Here is a 16,313-nt window from a genome sequence, read left to right on the forward strand (position 1 = left end):
TAGCGCCATCGATAGTCACCATCAGTTCAATGAAGTTCTCTTAAAAATTCCGGGGCGTAACATCACACCCATACCAACCCATAACACCCCGGAGCACACCACCATGAAACGCCAAATCATCCTCAGCATCGTTCTCTCGGTACTCGCCGCTAACGCCTTCGCCGCCAAACCACCGCGCACCATGATCGCCGAAGGCGGCTCTGATCGCCTGATCGAACGCCGTGTAGCCGAAGGTGGTTCGGATCGTCTGATCGAACGCCGCGTCGCCGAAGGTGGTTCGGATCGTCTGATCGAACGCCGCGTCGCCGAAGGTGGTTCGGATCGTCTGATCGAACGTCGTGTTGCCGAAGGTGGTTCGGACCGTCTGATCGAACGTCGCGTTGCCGAAGGTGGTTCGGATCGTCTGATCGAACGCCGTGTAGCCGAAGGTGGTTCGGATCGTCTGATCGAACGTCGCGTGGCCGAAGGTGGTTCCGACCGTCTGATCGAAAGCCGCGCCGTATGAAGCCTCGTTCCAGCGCAATACTCAACAAAAAGCCCGGCCTGATCAGCCGGGCTTTTTCGTGTGCAAGGGGTTACCTGTGGGAGCGAGCAGGCTACGGGCGTCCATCGACGGCAAGCCGGTCACGCTTCCACGGGCCTATCAGTGATGAATATCCCGATCCTTGGTTTCCGGCATGAAGAAAATGCCGAGAACGGCCGTCATCACTGCGATGACAATCGGATACCACAGCCCGTAATAGATATCCCCCGTGGCCGCAACCATGGCGAATGCCACGGTCGGCAGGAAGCCGCCGAACCAGCCATTGCCGATGTGATACGGCAGCGACATCGAGGTGTAACGGATGCGCGCCGGGAACAGTTCCACCAGCCACGCGGCGATCGGACCGTAGACCATGGTCACGTAGATCACCAGGATGGTCAGCAGCAACAACACCATCGGGTAGTTGGTCTTGGCCGGGTCGGCCTTCTCCGGATAACCGGCATCCTTCAGGGCCGTGCCGAGGGTGGCGGTAAAGGCGTCGTTGCGGGTCTTGAACTCGGCGGCCGGCATGCCGGTGCCTTCGAAGCTCTCGACCACCTGGTTGCCGATCCGGATCTGCGTCACGGTGCCCGGCGCGGCCTTCTCATTGGTGTAGGGAATGGCCCGCTTGGCCAGCACGGTCTTGGCCAGGTCGCAAGACGTGGTGAATTTGGCCTTGCCCACCGGGTCGAACTGGAACGCGCACTGGTCAGGATCGGCGACCACCGTCACCGGGTTCTTCGCCTGAGCGGTGAACACATCGGGGTTACCGTACTGGGTCAACGCGTGGAAGATCGGAAAGTAGGTCACGGCGGCCAGAATGCACCCGGCCATGATGATGCCCTTGCGCCCGATACGGTCGGAGAGGCTGCCGAAGATCACGAAAAACGGCGTACCGATCAACAGCGAGCCGGCAATCAGCAGGTTGGCCGTCTGCGGATCGATCTTGAGCGTTTGCAGCAGGAAGAACAGTGCATAGAACTGCCCGGTGTACCAGACGACCGCTTGGCCGGCCGTGCCGCCGAGCAGCGCCATGATCACGATCTTCAGGTTTTCCCAGCGCGCGAAGGACTCCGTCAATGGCGCCTTGGACGCCTTGCCCTCGGCCTTCATTTTCAGGAACACCGGCGACTCGCTGAGTTGCAGGCGGATGTACACCGAGATGATCAGCAGCAGAATCGACAGCAGGAACGGAATCCGCCAGCCCCAGGCTTCGAAGGCTTCGGTGCCCAGGATCGTCCGGCAGGCGAGGATCACCAGCAGCGACAGGAACAGGCCGAGGGTCGCGGTGGTTTGAATCCATGAAGTGAAAAAGCCGCGGCGATTTTTCGGCGCATGTTCGGCCACGTAGGTCGCCGCCCCGCCGTATTCACCGCCCAGTGCCAGGCCCTGCAACAGGCGCAGGGTAATCAGGATGATCGGCGCTGCGACACCGATGGTCGCGTAGCCGGGCAGAAACCCGACGATGGCGGTGGAAATGCCCATGATGACGATAGTGATGAGGAAGGTGTGCTTGCGCCCGATCATGTCACCCAGGCGACCGAACACAATGGCGCCGAAAGGCCGCACGGCAAACCCCGCCGCGAACGCGAGCAAGGCGAAGATGAAGGCCGTGGTTTCGTTGACGCCGGCGAAGAAGTGCTTGGCGATGATCGCGGCGAGGGAACCGTAAAGGTAGAAGTCGTACCATTCGAACACAGTGCCCAGGGACGAGGCGAAAATCACCTTGCGCTCTTCCCTGGTGATCCCGTGGTTGGGCGAGTTGCCCGTGGTGGTGTCGATTGCGGCCATGAGTCTTCTCCGTGTTTTTCTTGTGTCAGGCCGGAGCACCTTCATTACCGCTGTCGCACCCGGGCCCTGGGGCTGAAGTCATTGGATTACGGAACACGCAAAGCAGGGGTACAGCCTCGCCTCACATCACGGCGAGGTTTCCTGAAGCATAATCAGCTTCGCGCAGATATCCACTCGCCATCATGGATATTGATACATCGCCCTGCTCATTGCCGGAGCGAGTTTGCTCCGGGCGGCGTTCCGACGAAGAACGAACCGGCACCGCAGTGCGTCAGGCAACCAGCGTCACCGTTGACAACCCTCGCGAACAAGCCCGCTCCTGCAGTTGAATCATCCAGCCCTTAATCCCGGCACTGAACATGTGATACATAGCAGCTTGTCCTGCACCCCGAGGCTTGCTCATGTACACAACCCTTCGCCTGCCGCACCTGCTGCTCTGCGCCCTTTCGTGCCTCATCGCCAGCGGCGCCCAGGCCGATGCCTCCGCGCCGCCGCCCGCCAGTTTGCAGCCGCTGCTGGCGACCATGAACGAACGCCTGTACATGGGCGACCAGGTGGCGCTGAGCAAATGGGACAGCCGCAGACCGATCCAGGACAGTGCCCGGGAAGCGCAGGTCATCGCCAACGCGAGAAAGCAGGCGCTGAGCCGTCAACTCAATCCGGACGAAGTCGCCGAGTTGATCGCCGCGCAGATCGAGGCCAGCAAACTGGTGCAGTATGGGTTGCTTGCGCAGTGGCAGGCGGCGGGCAAGGCGCCCGACTTGCCGCGCCCCGACCTCGAAAAGGAAGTGCGGCCGCATCTGGATGAGCTGCAAAAGCGCCTGTTGCAGGCGTTCGCCGAGTTTGCGCCCTATCGCACCGACCCCAATTGCGCCCAGTGGCTGGCCAAGGGGCGGTCCGCCCTGATCAAGGATGGTCTGCATGGCCAGGGGTTGATCCGCGCCACCGGGGACTTGTGCGTCGTCAACTGACCCAGGCAGACCGGTCTATGGCGCCTGGAACGTCTGCAGGTACGCCAGCACATCCTCGATTTTCTGCGGATCGCTGAGCCCCCAGAAAATCATCCGGGTGCCCGGCACGACTTTCTTCGGCGCCTCGAGGTACGCGGTGAGCGTTTCACGGGTCCAGACCAGCCCCGCGGATTTCATCGCGTCGGAATACTGGTAATCCGTGGTGCCTGCCGAAGGGCGGCCGAAAAGGTTGTTGAGCTGCGGACCAAAAGACGCCCGCGCCGACTCCCCGACCTGATGGCAGCCACCGCAAATCCGCGGGAACAGTTTCGCCCCGGCTTCGGCATCGCCGGCCGCGTGGGCCAGTGGCGCGAGCAAACCGGCGTTGAGCGCCAGGATCAAGGTGAGGACGGCGGTTTTCATCAGGCAGGGTTCCAGCGTAGAAAGTTTGAACGTCACGGATCACGAAGGCGCGTCAGTTTGCGCCAGAACGACACCGTCGTCGAATGGGTTGGCGGTCCCGCGACTGGAGCCACTTTCGCTCATCAAAACTTGCGTCATGCAAAATCAGGCTAAGCTGTGAGCAGCTTATTGCTCACGATGCTCGCTTCTGCAGGGTTGTGGTTTTTCTGGAGAGCGTCTGCAACAGCTACCTCAGACAGGCCCAACTTGTTCACGCAGGAATGACGTGATGACCGAGCCCCTCCTCAGTTTTGACGCGCTCAAGCGCGCTGCCGCCGCTGGTGAAATCGATACCGTTCTGGTCTGCATGGTCGACATGCAGGGACGCCTGGTGGGCAAGCGCTTCCAGGTCGAATTTTTCATCGACAGCGGCTACCAGGAAACCCACTGCTGCAACTACTTGCTGGCCGACGACATCGACATGGAGCCGGTGCCCGGATACGCCGCCGCGAGCTGGAGCAAGGGCTATGGCGATTTCGTGCTCAAGCCGGACATGGCCACCCTGCGCCGGGTGCCGTGGCTGGAATGCACGGCGCTGGTGCTGTGCGACGTGCTCGATCACCACCATCGCAAGGACCTGCCACACAGCCCGCGGGCGATCCTCAAACGCCAGGTCGAACGCCTGCGCGAACGGGGTTACACCGGCATGTTCGCCTCGGAACTGGAGTTCTACCTGTTTGACGAGAGTTACGAACAGATCCACCAGCGCAACTATCGGCAACCGAAAACCGCCGGCCATTACATCGAGGATTACAACATCCTGCAGACCACCCGCGAAGAGCCCGTGCTGCGGGCAATCCGCAAGCACCTGCAGGCCTCGGGCATCCCGGTGGAAAATTCCAAGGGCGAATGGGGCCCGGGCCAGGAAGAGATCAACATCCGCTACGCCGATGCGATGACCATGGCCGACCACCACGTCATCATCAAGCACGCGTGCAAGGAGATCGCCGATCTACAGGGCAAGGCGATCACGTTCATGGCCAAGTGGCGTTATGACGCCGCCGGTTCCAGCAGCCATATCCATAATTCGCTATGGGACAAGAACGGCAAGAAGCCGCTGTTCTACGACGCCAAGGCCGAGTTCGGCATGTCGAAACTGATGCGTTCGTGGGTCGCCGGACAGCTCAAGTACGCCAACGACATCACCTGTTTTCTCGCGCCCTACATCAACTCCTACAAGCGCTTTCAGGCAGGCACCTTCGCGCCGACGCGGGCGGTGTGGAGCCGCGACAATCGCACCGCCGGCTTTCGCCTGTGTGCCGAAGAAAGCAAATCCATCCGCATCGAGTGCCGCATCGGCGGCGCCGACCTCAACCCCTACCTGGCTTTCGCCGCGCTGATCGCCGCGGGCCTGGCCGGGGTCGACGAAAAGCTCGAACTCGCGGCGCCGTTCGAAGGGGACGCCTACGCCGATGAGCGTTCGCCGGAAGTCTCGAAAACCTTGCGCGAGGCCTGCTCCGCGCTCAAGGGCTCGAGCATGTTGCGCGAGGCGTTCGGCGATGACGTGGTGGAGCACTACGTGCACACCGCCGAATGGGAGCAGAAAGAGTACGACCGGCGTGTCACCGACTGGGAACTGCAGCGCGGCTTCGAGCGCTATTGAGATCACCATGACTGCGAAGATTGAGCTCATTTCCCCGGTGGATGGCCGGGTCTATGTCGAGCGCGAGTGTGCCGATGCATCACAGGTCGAGCAGGCGCTCGCCGCCGCACAAACCGCCCAGGCGGCCTGGCAGCGCCGCCCCTTGAGCGAACGCGCAACGCTGTGCAGCGCCGCTGTCGACAGGCTGCTGTCGATGCAGGCGCAGATAGTCCCTGAACTGGCCTGGCAGATGGGCCGCCCGGTGCGTTATGGCCCCGGCGAGCTGCGTGGCTTTGCCGAGCGGGCACGGCACATGATCGCGATTGCGCCGCAAGCGCTGGCAGCGGTGGAGCCCGAGCCCGTGGCCGGCTTTCGTCGTTACATCAAACGCGAGCCGCTGGGCACTGTACTGGTAGTCGCCCCGTGGAATTACCCCTACCTGACGGCGGTCAATACCATCATCCCGGCGCTGATGGCCGGCAACAGCGTGATCCTCAAACATGCCTCGCAAACCCTGCTGGTGGGCGAGCGCTTTGCCGAGGCCTTTCGCCAGGCGAACCTGCCTGAAGGGCTGTTCCACAACCTGCTGCTCAGCCATGCGCAAACCGCCGGGATCATCGCCTCGGGCCGTGTGCAGCAGGTGAATTTCACCGGTTCGGTGCAGGCCGGACAAGCCATGGAGGCCGCCGCCACGGGGCGCTTTATCGGCATGGGCCTGGAGCTTGGCGGCAAGGACCCGGCCTACGTGCGTGCCGACGCCAACCTTGAGCACGCGGTGGAGAACCTGGTCGATGGCAGCTTTTTCAATTCCGGACAAAGCTGCTGCGCCATCGAACGCATTTACGTCGACCAGCGCCTTTACCCGGCGTTCGTCGAGCACTTCGTGGCCCTGACCCGCCAATACGTATTGGGCAATCCGCTGGAGGAAGCCACCACGCTGGGCCCGCTGGTGTCGCCCGGCGCCGCCGATTTTGTCCGTGGGCAGATCGCCGCCGCGCTGGCCCAGGGCGCCAGGGCGTTGATCGACGCCAGGGATTTTCCTGCCGATGTGCCGGGCAGCGCCTACCTGGCGCCGCAGGTGCTGGTGGACGTGGATCACCGGATGTCGGTGATGCGCGACGAAAGCTTCGGCCCGGTGATCGGCATCATGCCGGTGGCCGGTGACGACGAAGCCATTGGCTTGATGAACGACAGCGAGTTCGGCCTCAGCGCATCGATCTGGACCCAGGATCTGGCCACCGCCGAACGCCTCGGTGACGAGGTCGCCACCGGCACCCTGTTCATGAACCGCTGCGACTACCTGGACCCGGCGCTGGCCTGGACCGGGGTCAAACACAGCGGGCGCGGCGCCACCCTGTCGCGCCTGGGCTACGAGCACCTGACCCGGGCCAAATCCTTTCATCTGCGTCACGAGGTGTAGGCCATGAACCTGACTGGAAACTGGAACTATCCCACCAGCGTACGCTTCGGTGCTGGGCGTATCGCCGAGCTGGCTGACGCCTGTCGCAGCCAGGGCATCCAGCGCCCGCTGCTGGTGACCGACAAAGGGCTGGCCCAGGCGCCGATCACCACCGCCGCGCTGCAGTCCATGCTCGCCGCCGGCCTGGGTGCGGCGCTGTTTAGCGACCTCAAGCCCAACCCGGTGCAAGCCAACCTGGCCGGCGGGCTCGATGCCTGGAACAGCGGCCAGCACGATGGCGTTGTCGCGTTTGGCGGGGGCAGCGGGCTGGACATGGGCAAGCTCATCGCCTTCATGAGCGGTCAGACCCGACCGGTGTGGGATTTCGAAGACATCGGCGACTACTGGACCCGCGCCGACGCCGACCGCATCGCCCCGGTCATTGCGGTGCCGACCACCGCAGGCACCGGCTCCGAAGTCGGCCGCGCGGCGGTGATCATCGATGAAAGCAGCCACACCAAACGCATCATCTTCCACCCGAAAATGATGCCACGGGTGGTGATCAGCGACCCTGAGCTCACCGTCGGCATGCCGGCGAAAATCACCGCCGGCACCGGTATGGACGCACTCTCCCACTGCCTGGAAGCGTACTGCGCCCCCGGTTTTCATCCGCTGGCCGACGGCATTGCCGTGGAAGGCATGCGCCTGGTCGCCAGTGCCCTGCAACGCGCCGTGCACACGCCCACGGACCTCGAGGCCCGGGCGCAAATGCTCGCCGCCGCCGCGATGGGCGCCACCGCGTTCCAGAAAGGCCTGGGCGGCATGCACGCGTTATCGCACCCGGTGGGGGCGCTGTACGACACCCACCATGGCATGACCAATGCCACGTTCATGCCCTATGTCCTGCAATTCAATCGCGCGGCCATCGAAGAGCGCATCACCCGCCTCGCCGCCTATCTGGGCCTGCCCTCTCCCGGCTTCGACAGTTTCCTGGATTTCGTCCTCAATCTGCGCGAAGACATCGGCGTTCCCCATACGCTGCAGGCGCTGGGCGTGGATGACCGCCAGGTGGACCTGATCGCGGACATGGCGATTGTCGACCCCTCGGCGGGCGGCAATCCGCTGCCGCTGACCAAGGACGGCGCCACGCGCATTTTTGCCGCGGCTTATCACGGCCGCGTGTAGATCCAGAGCAGTAACGGTTGTAAAGGAGCAGTACGACAAGGTGTTGAAGGCCAGCCCATTGCGCAGACGCCAATGGATTGTTCAAAACCTGAAGGGGTACACCGCATGAACCCGACAAGCCAGCCTGGCGCCGAGACGCACGACGAGGACGTCAAGGCGCTGCACAGCATGGGCTACGCCCAGCAACTCTCGCGACGGATGGGGGTTTTCTCCAACTTCGCGATATCCTTTTCCATCATCTGCATTCTCTCCGGTGGCATCAACTCACTGGCCCAGGGCACCTCGGGTGCCGGGGGCGCATCGATTGGCATCGGCTGGCCCATCGGCTGCCTGATCTCCGGCGTGTTCGCCCTGGCGATGGCGCAGATTTCCTCGGCCTACCCCACTGCCGGCGGCCTTTATCACTGGGGTTCGATCCTGGGTAACCGCTTCACCGGCTGGCTGACGGCCTGGTTCAACCTGTTGGGGCTGGTCACCGTGCTCGGCGCCATCAACGTCGGCACCTACTACTTCTTCTTCGGCGCCTTCGGCCCGGCCCTGGGCATGGAGGACACGACCACGGTCAGGGTGATTTTCCTGGCGATCCTCACCGGCATCCAGGCCCTGTGCAACCATCTGGGGATCGGCCTCACCGCAAAGCTCACCGACTTCTCGGGCTACCTGATTTTCGCCACGGCGCTGGCACTGACCATCGTCTGCCTGATCTCGGCGCCCAGCTATGAATTCGTGCGGTTATGGACGTTCGGCAACTACTCTGGCGCAGCGGGCGGCAGCGTCTGGCCAGAGGTCTCCAACAGCTGGGTGTTCATGCTCGGCCTGCTGCTGCCGATCTACACCATCACCGGCTACGACGCCTCGGCCCACACCTCCGAGGAAACCCGCAATGCCGCGATGTCGGTGCCCCGAGGCATGGTCATGTCGGTGATCTGGTCGTTGCTGTTCGGCTGGGTGATGCTCAGCTCGTTCGTGCTGATGCTGCCAAGCATGGACGAAGCGGCCAAACAGGGCTGGAACGTGTTCTTCTGGGCGATGGACACCCAAGTCAATCCCACCGTCAAGTTCGCCCTGTACGTGGCCATTTTCGTTTCGCAATTTCTCTGCGGGCTGGCGACCGTGACGTCGGTGTCGCGCATGATTTTCGCGTTCTCCCGTGACGGCGGCCTGCCTTGCTCGAAAGCGCTGGCCTCAGTCTCCCCGACCTTTCGCAGCCCGGTGGCGGCGATCTGGACCGGCGCCACCCTGGCGGTGCTGTTCGACTGGGGCTCGTCGGTGATCTCCATCGGCGAGACACCGGTCTACACCATCGTGGTCTCGTGCACGGTGATCTTCCTGTTCTTCTCGTTCATCATTCCCATCGTGCTGGGCCTGTTCGCCTACGGCACCGCGAAGTGGCCGACCATGGGGCCGTGGAACATGGGACGCGGGCTGTACACGCTGTTTTCCCTGCTCTCGATCGTGTCGATGGTGGTGATCTTCGTCATCGGCATCCAGCCTCCCAACGACTGGGCGCTGTACATCACCATCGGTTTCCTGGTGCTGACGGCCATCGTCTGGTTCGGCTTCGAGGCACGGCGCTTCCAGGGGCCGCCGACGGGCGACCTGATCGTCAAGCGCCAAGCCGACATTGCAGCGGCCGAGGCGGCGCTGGACAAGCGCGGTTGACCCATCGTGGGAGCGCGCCTGCTCGCTCCCACGATCGACGCCACGAAAAAGGCCCCGACGGTGCGAACCGGCGGGGCCTTTCGGTGGGGCGGGCAAACCGTCGAATCGATCCGCTACGGACCGGACCGACCGGATTGCGTACTCACCCAGCGTTCACTTACTGAACGTTTTTCAGCTTGATCACGTCACCGGACACCTTGGTGGTGTAGCCGTTGAGGACCCAGGCCCAGAACCAGCTTTCCTGGACCTGGGTGTTGATCAGTGCGTCGCCGCCCTTGGCCTTGATCGCCGCGTCCTGTGCACGGACGAAGCGGCTGTTCTGGCGGATCGGGATGAAGCCGAAGAGCATCAGGCCGGTGGCGCTGGCTTCGCTGTGGCCAACGACGGTGTATTGGCTGGCGTCGTATTGCTGAGTCTTCATCGCGGTGCCGGTGCAGCCGGCCAGAACCACGCCGAACAGGGAAACGGCAAGCACTTTGCTGAGGTAATTCACTGTGTCACTCCATAGGTAAACGCCCGGGATCCATCTCTCGAGCGGCGCACACCTTACCCCAACTGCTTGTCGATGAGTATCAGGCGAAACCCTTGCTCACGATCTGGCAGCACTCCTTCATTCGGCTTACCATGCGGCGCATCCCATTCATTATCGATAGACGGCGGTACAGCATGATCGAGGTCACCGAGGTTTCCATTGCCGAACTGCGCGCGGCGCTCGAATCCGGCCAGACCACGGCAGTGGAACTGGTCGAGGCCTATCTCGCCCGCGTGGACGCCTATGACGGCGCCGATACTCCGACGGCCCTCAACGCGGTCGTGGTGCGCAACCCCGAGGCGCTCGAGGAAGCGCGAGCCTCCGATGCCCGCCGGACACAGGGCCGGACACTGGGTCCGCTCGACGGCATTCCCTACACGGCCAAAGACAGTTACCTGGTCAAGGGCCTGACCGCCGCCTCCGGCAGCCCGGCCTTTGCCAACCTGATCGCCTACCGCGATGCCTTTACCATCGAGCGCCTGCGCGCGGCCGGGGCGATCTGCCTGGGCAAGACCAACATGCCACCGATGGCGAACGGCGGGATGCAGCGCGGCGTCTATGGTCGCGCGGAAAGTCCCTACAACGCCGATTACCTCACCGCCCCCTTCGCCTCCGGCTCCTCAAACGGTGCCGGCACCGCCACCGCCGCCAGTTTCGCAGCGTTCGGCCTGGCGGAGGAAACCTGGTCGAGCGGTCGCGGCCCGGCGTCCAACAATGGTCTGTGCGCCTATACGCCTTCCCGTGGTGTGATTTCGGTTCGCGGCAACTGGCCGCTGACACCGACCATGGACGTGGTCGTACCGTTCACCCGGACCATGGCCGACCTGCTGGAAGTGCTCGATGTGGTCGTCGCCGAAGACCCCGACACCCGTGGCGACCTGTGGCGCCTGCAACCCTGGGTGCCGATTCCGAGTGTCGCTTCGGTGCGCCCCGCCACCTACGCCGAACTGGCGGTCAAGGCCGATACCCTGGTCGGCAAACGCCTCGGTGTGCCGCGCATGTTCATCAACGCCGACCCCGAAGCCGGCACCAGCGAGACGCCGGGCATCGGCGGCCCGACCGGTCAACGCATCCACACCCGCCCCTCGGTGATCGCGCTCTGGGAAGCGGCGCGCAATGCCCTGGAGGCCGCCGGCGCCGAAGTGGTCGAAGTGGACTTCCCGCTGGTCTCCAATTGCGAGGGCGACCGTCCGGGTGCCCCGACCGTGTTCACCCGGGGCCTGGTCTCCAAGGAGTTCCTGCATCACGAGTTGTGGGACCTGACGGCCTGGGCGTTCGATGATTTCCTGCGGGCCAACGGTGACCCGAAGCTCAACCGCCTGGTGGACGTCGACGGCCCGCAGATTTTCCCCCACGATCCCGGCACCCTGCCCAACCGCGAAGGCGATCTGGTCGCCGGCATGGACGAATACGTGCGCATGGCCGAGCGTGGCATCACGCCATGGGACCAGATCAGCACCGTTGCCGATGGACTGCGCGGGCTCGAACAGACCCGCCGCATCGACCTCGAGGACTGGATGGACCGGCTGGGGCTTGACGCGGTGCTGTTCCCGACGGTGGCCGACGTGGCCCCGGCCAATGCCGATGTCGACCCGGCCAGCGCCGACATCGCCTGGAGCAACGGTGTCTGGGTCGCCAACGGTAACCTCGCCATCCGCCACCTCGGCGTGCCGACCGTCACGGTGCCGATGGGCGTCATGGCGGACATCGGCATGCCGGTCGGGCTGACGTTTGCCGGCCGTGCCTATGACGATTCGGCGTTGCTGCGCTTCGCCTCGGCCTTCGAAGCGACCGGCAGCAAACGGATGATTCCGCCACGCACCCCGCCGTTGTAAACCGGCAAAAAAACTCGAACTTGCCGTTGGCCGGGCGCATCCAATGGATAGGCCAACGGAGGACTGAGACATGAACGAGAAAGACCACACCCGTAACCCGCAGCCCGCTCCAAACGCGCCACCGACCGACTCGTCGGGCAAGCCGGTGAATGTGGTGGAAAGGGATCTGCGCGATCCGGACAGCGACACCGAAGGCGTGGACAAGGTCATCACGCCGTCCTCGACCCGCACCCAGGAACAGGACGCCGAAGAACTGAAACGCAAGACCGACGAGATCGAGCGCAAGGTGGCTGATGGCAACTGACCGAGCAGCACCGAACCCCCTGTAGGAGCAAGCTCGCTCCTACAGGGGGCAAACCCACTTCCATGGAGGTAAAAAAGAACATGATCACCTGCTACCTGAAATATGTGCTGGACCCTTATCAGATCGAAGCCTTCGAACATTATGGGAAGCTCTGGATTCCCTTGGTCGAAAAATTCGGCGGCCAGCACCACGGCTATTTCCTGCCGTCCGAAGGCGCCAGCAATATCGCCCTGGCCATGTTCAGCTTTCCCAGCCTTGCGGCTTACGAACAATATCGCCAGGACTCCATGAAAGATCCCGAGTGCATCGCCGCCTTCAAGTACGCTGAAGAAACCCGCTGCATCCTCAGCTACGAGCGCAGTTTTTTCAGGCCGGTGTTCGGTGATCAGGCACAGCCAGGCTGATCGTCCCGGTCGTGCACTGCCCTCAGCCAGGAGCGCCACGCATGCGTTTGTCATCCCGAACTGCCCGTCCCTGGCTGCGATCGCTGCTGCTGTGCTTTGCCGCCACGGCCAGTGCCGAGCCACCTCCCGAGCACATGGTCTATCTGCGCACGATTGACCCGACCATCGAGCAGGATATCCGCTATGCCAGCGCTCACAACTTCACTGGCCATCCACTCGACGGATACGCGGCCGCCGAGTGCCTGCTGACGCGGGAAGCGGCCAACGCCCTGGCCCGGGTCCAGGCCTCATTGCGCACGCAAGGCTACGGCCTGAAGGTGTTCGATTGTTATCGACCGGCGCGTGCCGTGGCGGACATGGGGCGCTTTGCCACACAGCCCGGTGATCCGCGCAAGGCCGAGTTCTACCCCCGCGTGGACAAGCAGGACTTCTGGCGCCTGGGCTATGTGGCGCGGGTGTCGAATCATTCCCGAGGCTCGACCGTGGACCTCACCCTGACCGGGCCAAAGGCGCTGCCCGCCGCCACCTGGAGCGCCGACGCCGGGCAAGTCGATTGCACGGCGCCCTACGCTCGACGCTGGCATGACGGCGCACTCGACATGGGCACCGGTTTCGACTGTTTCGACGAACGCACCCATACCGATAGCCCCTTGATCAACAGCACGGCCCGGGACCATCGCCGGCTTCTGAGCCAAGCGATGGAAAAACAGGGATTCACGGGGTATTCGAAGGAATGGTGGCACTTCACCTACAGCGCTGCCACCCAGGGGACTGGCACGCCAAACGACGTCATGGACTTCCCGATCACCTCGCCGGACACCGGCACCGCGCTCGCGGGCAGCCAGCAACTGATCGTGGTGACCAGCAAGGACTGGAACGACAGCCGAGGCACCGCTCAACGCTACACGCGGGAGGGCCAGCGCTTTCGCAAAGACGGCGAGGCCTTTGCCGTGATACTCGGCAAAAACGGCATGGCCTGGGGCAAGGGCCTGAACAGTGTCGAGCCGGGCGACGACCCGGTGAAACGTGAAGGCGATGGAAAAGCCCCGGCCGGCGTGTTCAAACTCGGAACGGCGTTTGGCTACGATGCGACGGCGGCCACCCCGCTGCCCTACCTCGCCCTGACACCGAGCACCGAATGCGTCGACGACAGTCGCTCCGCACGCTACAACGAACTGGTCGACGGCGCGAAGACTGCCAAGGACTGGACCAGCTCCGAACAGATGCGCAACGAGCCCGGCTATCGCCAGGGCATTGTCATCGAACACAACACCCCGGCAACCCCCGCTGCGGGATCGTGCATCTTCTTTCATATCTGGCGCAGTCCGACCTCGCCCACGGCCGGTTGCACGGCCATGGATCAGGCGAACATCGCCCGCTTGCTCGAATGGCTTGACCCACGCCGAGCGCCGCTGCTGGTACAAATGCCCGAGGCGCAATACGCGCAGTGGCGTGAACGCTGGAACCTGCCGCCACGCTAACCGGTCAGCCCTGCTTCAAGTCCAGGCAATAGGTGTAATAACCGCTATCGCGCACGTAGCCCAGGGACTCGTACAAACGTTGTGCGACGTGATTATCGGTGGCGGTTTCCAGTGTCAGGCCCTTGGCCCCGCTCAGTAAGGCAAAGGCTCGCGCGGTGTTCATCAACTGCTTTCCAACCCCGCGACCACGGGCAGCGGGTGCGCTGAAAAGGTCGCCCAGCAACCAGGTGCGGTGCGCCTCGATGGAGGAAAACGTCGGGAACAACTGGACGAAACCCAGCGCCTGGCCCGCCGCGCCCTCGGCAAAAAAGATCACCGACTCATCCCGGGCGATACGCTCGGCGATGAAGTCGCGGGATTGCTTCAGGTTCGAGGGCTGGCCGTAGAAACCTCGATAGGCGTCGAACAGGCTGGCAACACCGTCGAGGTGGGTGGCGTCGGCGCGATGTATCTGGACATCCATGAGCGTGGTCTCCACAAGGCAGTCGGGGTGAGTCGGGCAATGTCGATAAACGGTGTGACGATCAGGCTGCAAATCGTCCGGTACCGCTGCTGGTCCTGCTCGCCGGTCCCGAAGCGCAGGACTTCAGGCCGGGGCGTGGTGACGTAGAGCGTACCGAACAGCCAGTCCCACAGCGAGAGGTTGATGCCGAAGTTGCGGTTGCGGTGTAGCAGCGCGTCGCTGTGGTGAATCTGGTGCTGGGCCGGGCTGTTCAGTACGTGCTCGAGCGTCGGCCCGAACGATAGCCAGACATGGCTGTGACGCAAATTGGCGGCCAGCGCATTGAAGATGAACACCAGGTAGGTCACGCCAAACAGTGAATAACGGCTGATTTCTGCGCCGCAGGCGTACCAGAAGATTCCGGCGTAAGCGCCGATGCCGATCAGCGTCGCCAGTTTCTCGACGATCTTTTCGACGAAATGAACCCGACTGGCGGTCGCCGGCACCAGCACCGACGCCGAATGATGTACCCGGTGAAAAGCCCATAGCCATCGCGTGTGAAAGGCGCGATGAAGCCAGTAGCTCATGAAGTCTTTCAACAGGAACACGCCCAGCCCGTAGAGCAGGGAAAGCAGCAGGTGCTGCTGCACCTGCACCCGCGCGCCCCACAGCTGGGTGAAGAAAGCGATGTAGTCAGCGGAGCGCAGGATGAGCGGGTCCACCAGACCGACCACCGGCAACACCAGCACGACCTTGAGGATCGCCCGTACAAAGTAGTATCGGTAATCGAGCAACGCCGAACGATGAAAGTGCACCTGGCTTGCGCCAATGAACTGCCAGAACGAACGCGCCTGGGTGTGGCCTGCATGTTTCCTGTATCGAAACAGGACGTAGGCCATGGTGTAGGAAGTGAACAGGAAGAGCAGGCCCATGCGCCCGTTCAGATCGAACAACCCGGCGAATTGGCGAGTAACGGGTTGAATCACCCATTCGATCAGGCCGTCATAAAGCAGCGCCAGAATATCCACGACGAGACTCACTCCACCAAAGCAAGGGCAGAACGGGTCATAAGTGTAGTTCCGGGAATGAATGTTTGGGTTCAGGTGTTTGCGAGCACGCCATCGCTGGCAGGCCAATTTCCCACTGGGTGAACTGGCCTGTCAGCGATGGCGCCAGTGCGATCAGCCTAGAAATCGATAGCCGCCGCCGGCTGCACATCGATCCGTGCCACCGAGCCCGTCAGATGGGCCAGGTCCTTGTTGTGTTCGGCGATGATGTCTTCGGCCGTGAGGTTGCCGTTGTCGACGGTGGAGTGAGCGTCCGCCGCCAGCACCACGTCGTACCCCAGCTTCAGTGCCTGGCGCACGGTAGCGTTGACGCAATAGTCGGTTTGCAGGCCGCAGATGACCAGGCGTTCGAAATCCTGGAGCGGCAGCAGCTTTTGCAGGGGGGTCTGGTAGAACGAATCACCCGTGGTCTTGCGTACGCGCCCATCCTGGGGCTGAACATCCAGCCCGGCAGCCAGTTGCCAACCCTCGGCGCCGTGGGCCAGCGGGCTGCCCGGTTCTTCGTGCTGGATCACCACCACCGGCACACCGGCCTTGCGCGCACGGGCGCTCAGGCCATTGATGGTGTCGATGACGCGCGCGATCTCGAAACACTCATACTCGCCCGCGCAGAGCGCCTGCTGGACATCGATGATTAACAATGCGCTGGTCATGGTTCCTTCCTTGTAATGTCGGTGAGCAAGGAGACAGAAAG

Annotated in this window: 16 protein-coding genes; 10 read left to right on the forward strand and 6 right to left on the reverse strand. The window is 63.0% G+C overall.

Annotated features, from left to right (window positions below; all coding sequences use genetic code 11):
• Positions 1-103: 103 nt before the first annotated feature.
• A complete protein-coding gene (locus tag IB249_RS10050; protein WP_192304099.1) occupies positions 104-505 on the forward strand; it encodes a phage infection protein in 402 nt (133 codons plus the stop codon).
• A gap of 138 nt (positions 506-643) precedes the next feature.
• Here IB249_RS10050 and IB249_RS10055 read toward each other — a convergent pair whose 3' ends face one another.
• The gene (locus IB249_RS10055) at positions 644-2,314 is read right to left on the reverse strand and encodes an MFS transporter (protein ID WP_192304101.1); all 1,671 of its coding nucleotides are present in this window, start codon (positions 2,312-2,314) and stop codon (positions 644-646) included.
• 401 nt (positions 2,315-2,715) lie between these two features.
• On the opposite strand from IB249_RS10055, the gene IB249_RS10060 reads away from it, so the two are divergent.
• Positions 2,716-3,285, forward strand: coding sequence for a chorismate mutase (locus tag IB249_RS10060; protein ID WP_192304103.1), 570 nt, complete (start codon positions 2,716-2,718; stop codon positions 3,283-3,285).
• 15 nt (positions 3,286-3,300) lie between these two features.
• Here the strand turns inward: IB249_RS10060 and IB249_RS10065 are convergent, their stop codons facing one another.
• Complete coding sequence (locus IB249_RS10065) at positions 3,301-3,690, reverse strand: c-type cytochrome (protein ID WP_192304865.1); 390 nt, start codon at positions 3,688-3,690, stop codon at positions 3,301-3,303.
• Between the two features lie 265 nt (positions 3,691-3,955).
• Between IB249_RS10065 and IB249_RS10070 the strand changes: the two genes are divergently transcribed.
• The 4 genes from IB249_RS10070 (at position 3,956) to IB249_RS10085 (ending at position 9,554) form a co-directional block, all read left to right on the forward strand.
• Positions 3,956-5,329 carry a glutamine synthetase family protein gene (locus IB249_RS10070; protein ID WP_192304105.1) on the forward strand — a complete coding sequence of 458 codons (1,374 nt, stop codon included), beginning with the start codon at positions 3,956-3,958 and terminating at the stop codon, positions 5,327-5,329.
• A 7-nt stretch (positions 5,330-5,336) separates the two neighbouring features.
• Positions 5,337-6,728: an aldehyde dehydrogenase family protein gene (locus IB249_RS10075; protein WP_192304107.1), complete on the forward strand. Its 1,392-nt coding sequence runs from the start codon at positions 5,337-5,339 to the stop codon at positions 6,726-6,728.
• Between the two features lie 3 nt (positions 6,729-6,731).
• Positions 6,732-7,892, forward strand: coding sequence for an iron-containing alcohol dehydrogenase (locus IB249_RS10080; RefSeq protein WP_192304109.1), 1,161 nt, complete (start codon positions 6,732-6,734; stop codon positions 7,890-7,892).
• 105 nt (positions 7,893-7,997) lie between these two features.
• On the forward strand, positions 7,998-9,554 hold the full coding sequence (locus tag IB249_RS10085) for an amino acid permease (RefSeq protein WP_192304111.1): 1,557 nt from the start codon (positions 7,998-8,000) through the stop codon (positions 9,552-9,554).
• Between the two features lie 157 nt (positions 9,555-9,711).
• On the opposite strand, the gene IB249_RS10090 is transcribed toward IB249_RS10085, so the two are convergent.
• Positions 9,712-10,047 carry a hypothetical protein gene (locus IB249_RS10090; RefSeq protein WP_192304113.1) on the reverse strand — a complete coding sequence of 112 codons (336 nt, stop codon included), beginning with the start codon at positions 10,045-10,047 and terminating at the stop codon, positions 9,712-9,714.
• A gap of 173 nt (positions 10,048-10,220) precedes the next feature.
• Here IB249_RS10090 and IB249_RS10095 point away from each other — a divergent pair, with 173 nt between their 5' ends.
• From IB249_RS10095 to IB249_RS10110, 4 genes are all read left to right on the forward strand, one after another.
• Complete coding sequence (locus IB249_RS10095) at positions 10,221-11,921, forward strand: amidase (protein WP_192304115.1); 1,701 nt, start codon at positions 10,221-10,223, stop codon at positions 11,919-11,921.
• A gap of 70 nt (positions 11,922-11,991) precedes the next feature.
• Complete coding sequence (locus IB249_RS10100) at positions 11,992-12,225, forward strand: hypothetical protein (RefSeq protein WP_192304117.1); 234 nt, start codon at positions 11,992-11,994, stop codon at positions 12,223-12,225.
• 80 nt (positions 12,226-12,305) lie between these two features.
• A complete protein-coding gene (locus tag IB249_RS10105; protein WP_192304119.1) occupies positions 12,306-12,629 on the forward strand; it encodes an NIPSNAP family protein in 324 nt (107 codons plus the stop codon).
• A 41-nt stretch (positions 12,630-12,670) separates the two neighbouring features.
• Entirely contained in the window at positions 12,671-14,110 is a 1,440-nt protein-coding gene (locus IB249_RS10110; RefSeq protein ID WP_192304121.1) for a M15 family metallopeptidase, read from the forward strand.
• Between the two features lie 4 nt (positions 14,111-14,114).
• On the opposite strand, the gene IB249_RS10115 is transcribed toward IB249_RS10110, so the two are convergent.
• The 3 genes from IB249_RS10115 to IB249_RS10125 form a co-directional block, all read right to left on the reverse strand.
• Positions 14,115-14,573 (reverse strand): GNAT family N-acetyltransferase, encoded by a 459-nt coding sequence (locus IB249_RS10115; RefSeq protein WP_192304123.1) that lies wholly within the window; start codon positions 14,571-14,573, stop codon positions 14,115-14,117.
• Positions 14,474-15,580 carry a sterol desaturase family protein gene (locus IB249_RS10120; RefSeq protein ID WP_192304125.1) on the reverse strand — a complete coding sequence of 369 codons (1,107 nt, stop codon included), beginning with the start codon at positions 15,578-15,580 and terminating at the stop codon, positions 14,474-14,476. The genes IB249_RS10115 and IB249_RS10120 overlap by 100 nt, the downstream gene beginning before the upstream one ends.
• A gap of 158 nt (positions 15,581-15,738) precedes the next feature.
• On the reverse strand, positions 15,739-16,272 hold the full coding sequence (locus IB249_RS10125; RefSeq protein WP_192304127.1) for a cysteine hydrolase family protein: 534 nt from the start codon (positions 16,270-16,272) through the stop codon (positions 15,739-15,741).
• Positions 16,273-16,313 lie beyond the last annotated feature (41 nt).

It is taken from the genome of Pseudomonas sp. PDM04 (assembly GCF_014851765.1).
GTDB lineage: Bacteria > Pseudomonadota > Gammaproteobacteria > Pseudomonadales > Pseudomonadaceae > Aquipseudomonas.

What these genes read in the sequence shown, in the direction of transcription:
- IB249_RS10050 (WP_192304099.1), top strand. Translation starts at nt 104, where the DNA reads ATGAAACGCCAAATCATCCTCAGCATCGTTCTCTCGGTACTCGCCGCT.
- IB249_RS10055 (WP_192304101.1), bottom strand. Translation starts at nt 2,314, where the DNA reads ATGGCCGCAATCGACACCACCACGGGCAACTCGCCCAACCACGGGATC.
- IB249_RS10060 (WP_192304103.1), top strand. Translation starts at nt 2,716, where the DNA reads ATGTACACAACCCTTCGCCTGCCGCACCTGCTGCTCTGCGCCCTTTCG.
- IB249_RS10070 (WP_192304105.1), top strand. Translation starts at nt 3,956, where the DNA reads ATGACCGAGCCCCTCCTCAGTTTTGACGCGCTCAAGCGCGCTGCCGCC.
- IB249_RS10075 (WP_192304107.1), top strand. Translation starts at nt 5,337, where the DNA reads ATGACTGCGAAGATTGAGCTCATTTCCCCGGTGGATGGCCGGGTCTAT.
- IB249_RS10080 (WP_192304109.1), top strand. Translation starts at nt 6,732, where the DNA reads ATGAACCTGACTGGAAACTGGAACTATCCCACCAGCGTACGCTTCGGT.
- IB249_RS10085 (WP_192304111.1), top strand. Translation starts at nt 7,998, where the DNA reads ATGAACCCGACAAGCCAGCCTGGCGCCGAGACGCACGACGAGGACGTC.
- IB249_RS10095 (WP_192304115.1), top strand. Translation starts at nt 10,221, where the DNA reads ATGATCGAGGTCACCGAGGTTTCCATTGCCGAACTGCGCGCGGCGCTC.
- IB249_RS10100 (WP_192304117.1), top strand. Translation starts at nt 11,992, where the DNA reads ATGAACGAGAAAGACCACACCCGTAACCCGCAGCCCGCTCCAAACGCG.
- IB249_RS10105 (WP_192304119.1), top strand. Translation starts at nt 12,306, where the DNA reads ATGATCACCTGCTACCTGAAATATGTGCTGGACCCTTATCAGATCGAA.
- IB249_RS10110 (WP_192304121.1), top strand. Translation starts at nt 12,671, where the DNA reads ATGCGTTTGTCATCCCGAACTGCCCGTCCCTGGCTGCGATCGCTGCTG.
- IB249_RS10115 (WP_192304123.1), bottom strand. Translation starts at nt 14,573, where the DNA reads ATGGATGTCCAGATACATCGCGCCGACGCCACCCACCTCGACGGTGTT.
- IB249_RS10125 (WP_192304127.1), bottom strand. Translation starts at nt 16,272, where the DNA reads ATGACCAGCGCATTGTTAATCATCGATGTCCAGCAGGCGCTCTGCGCG.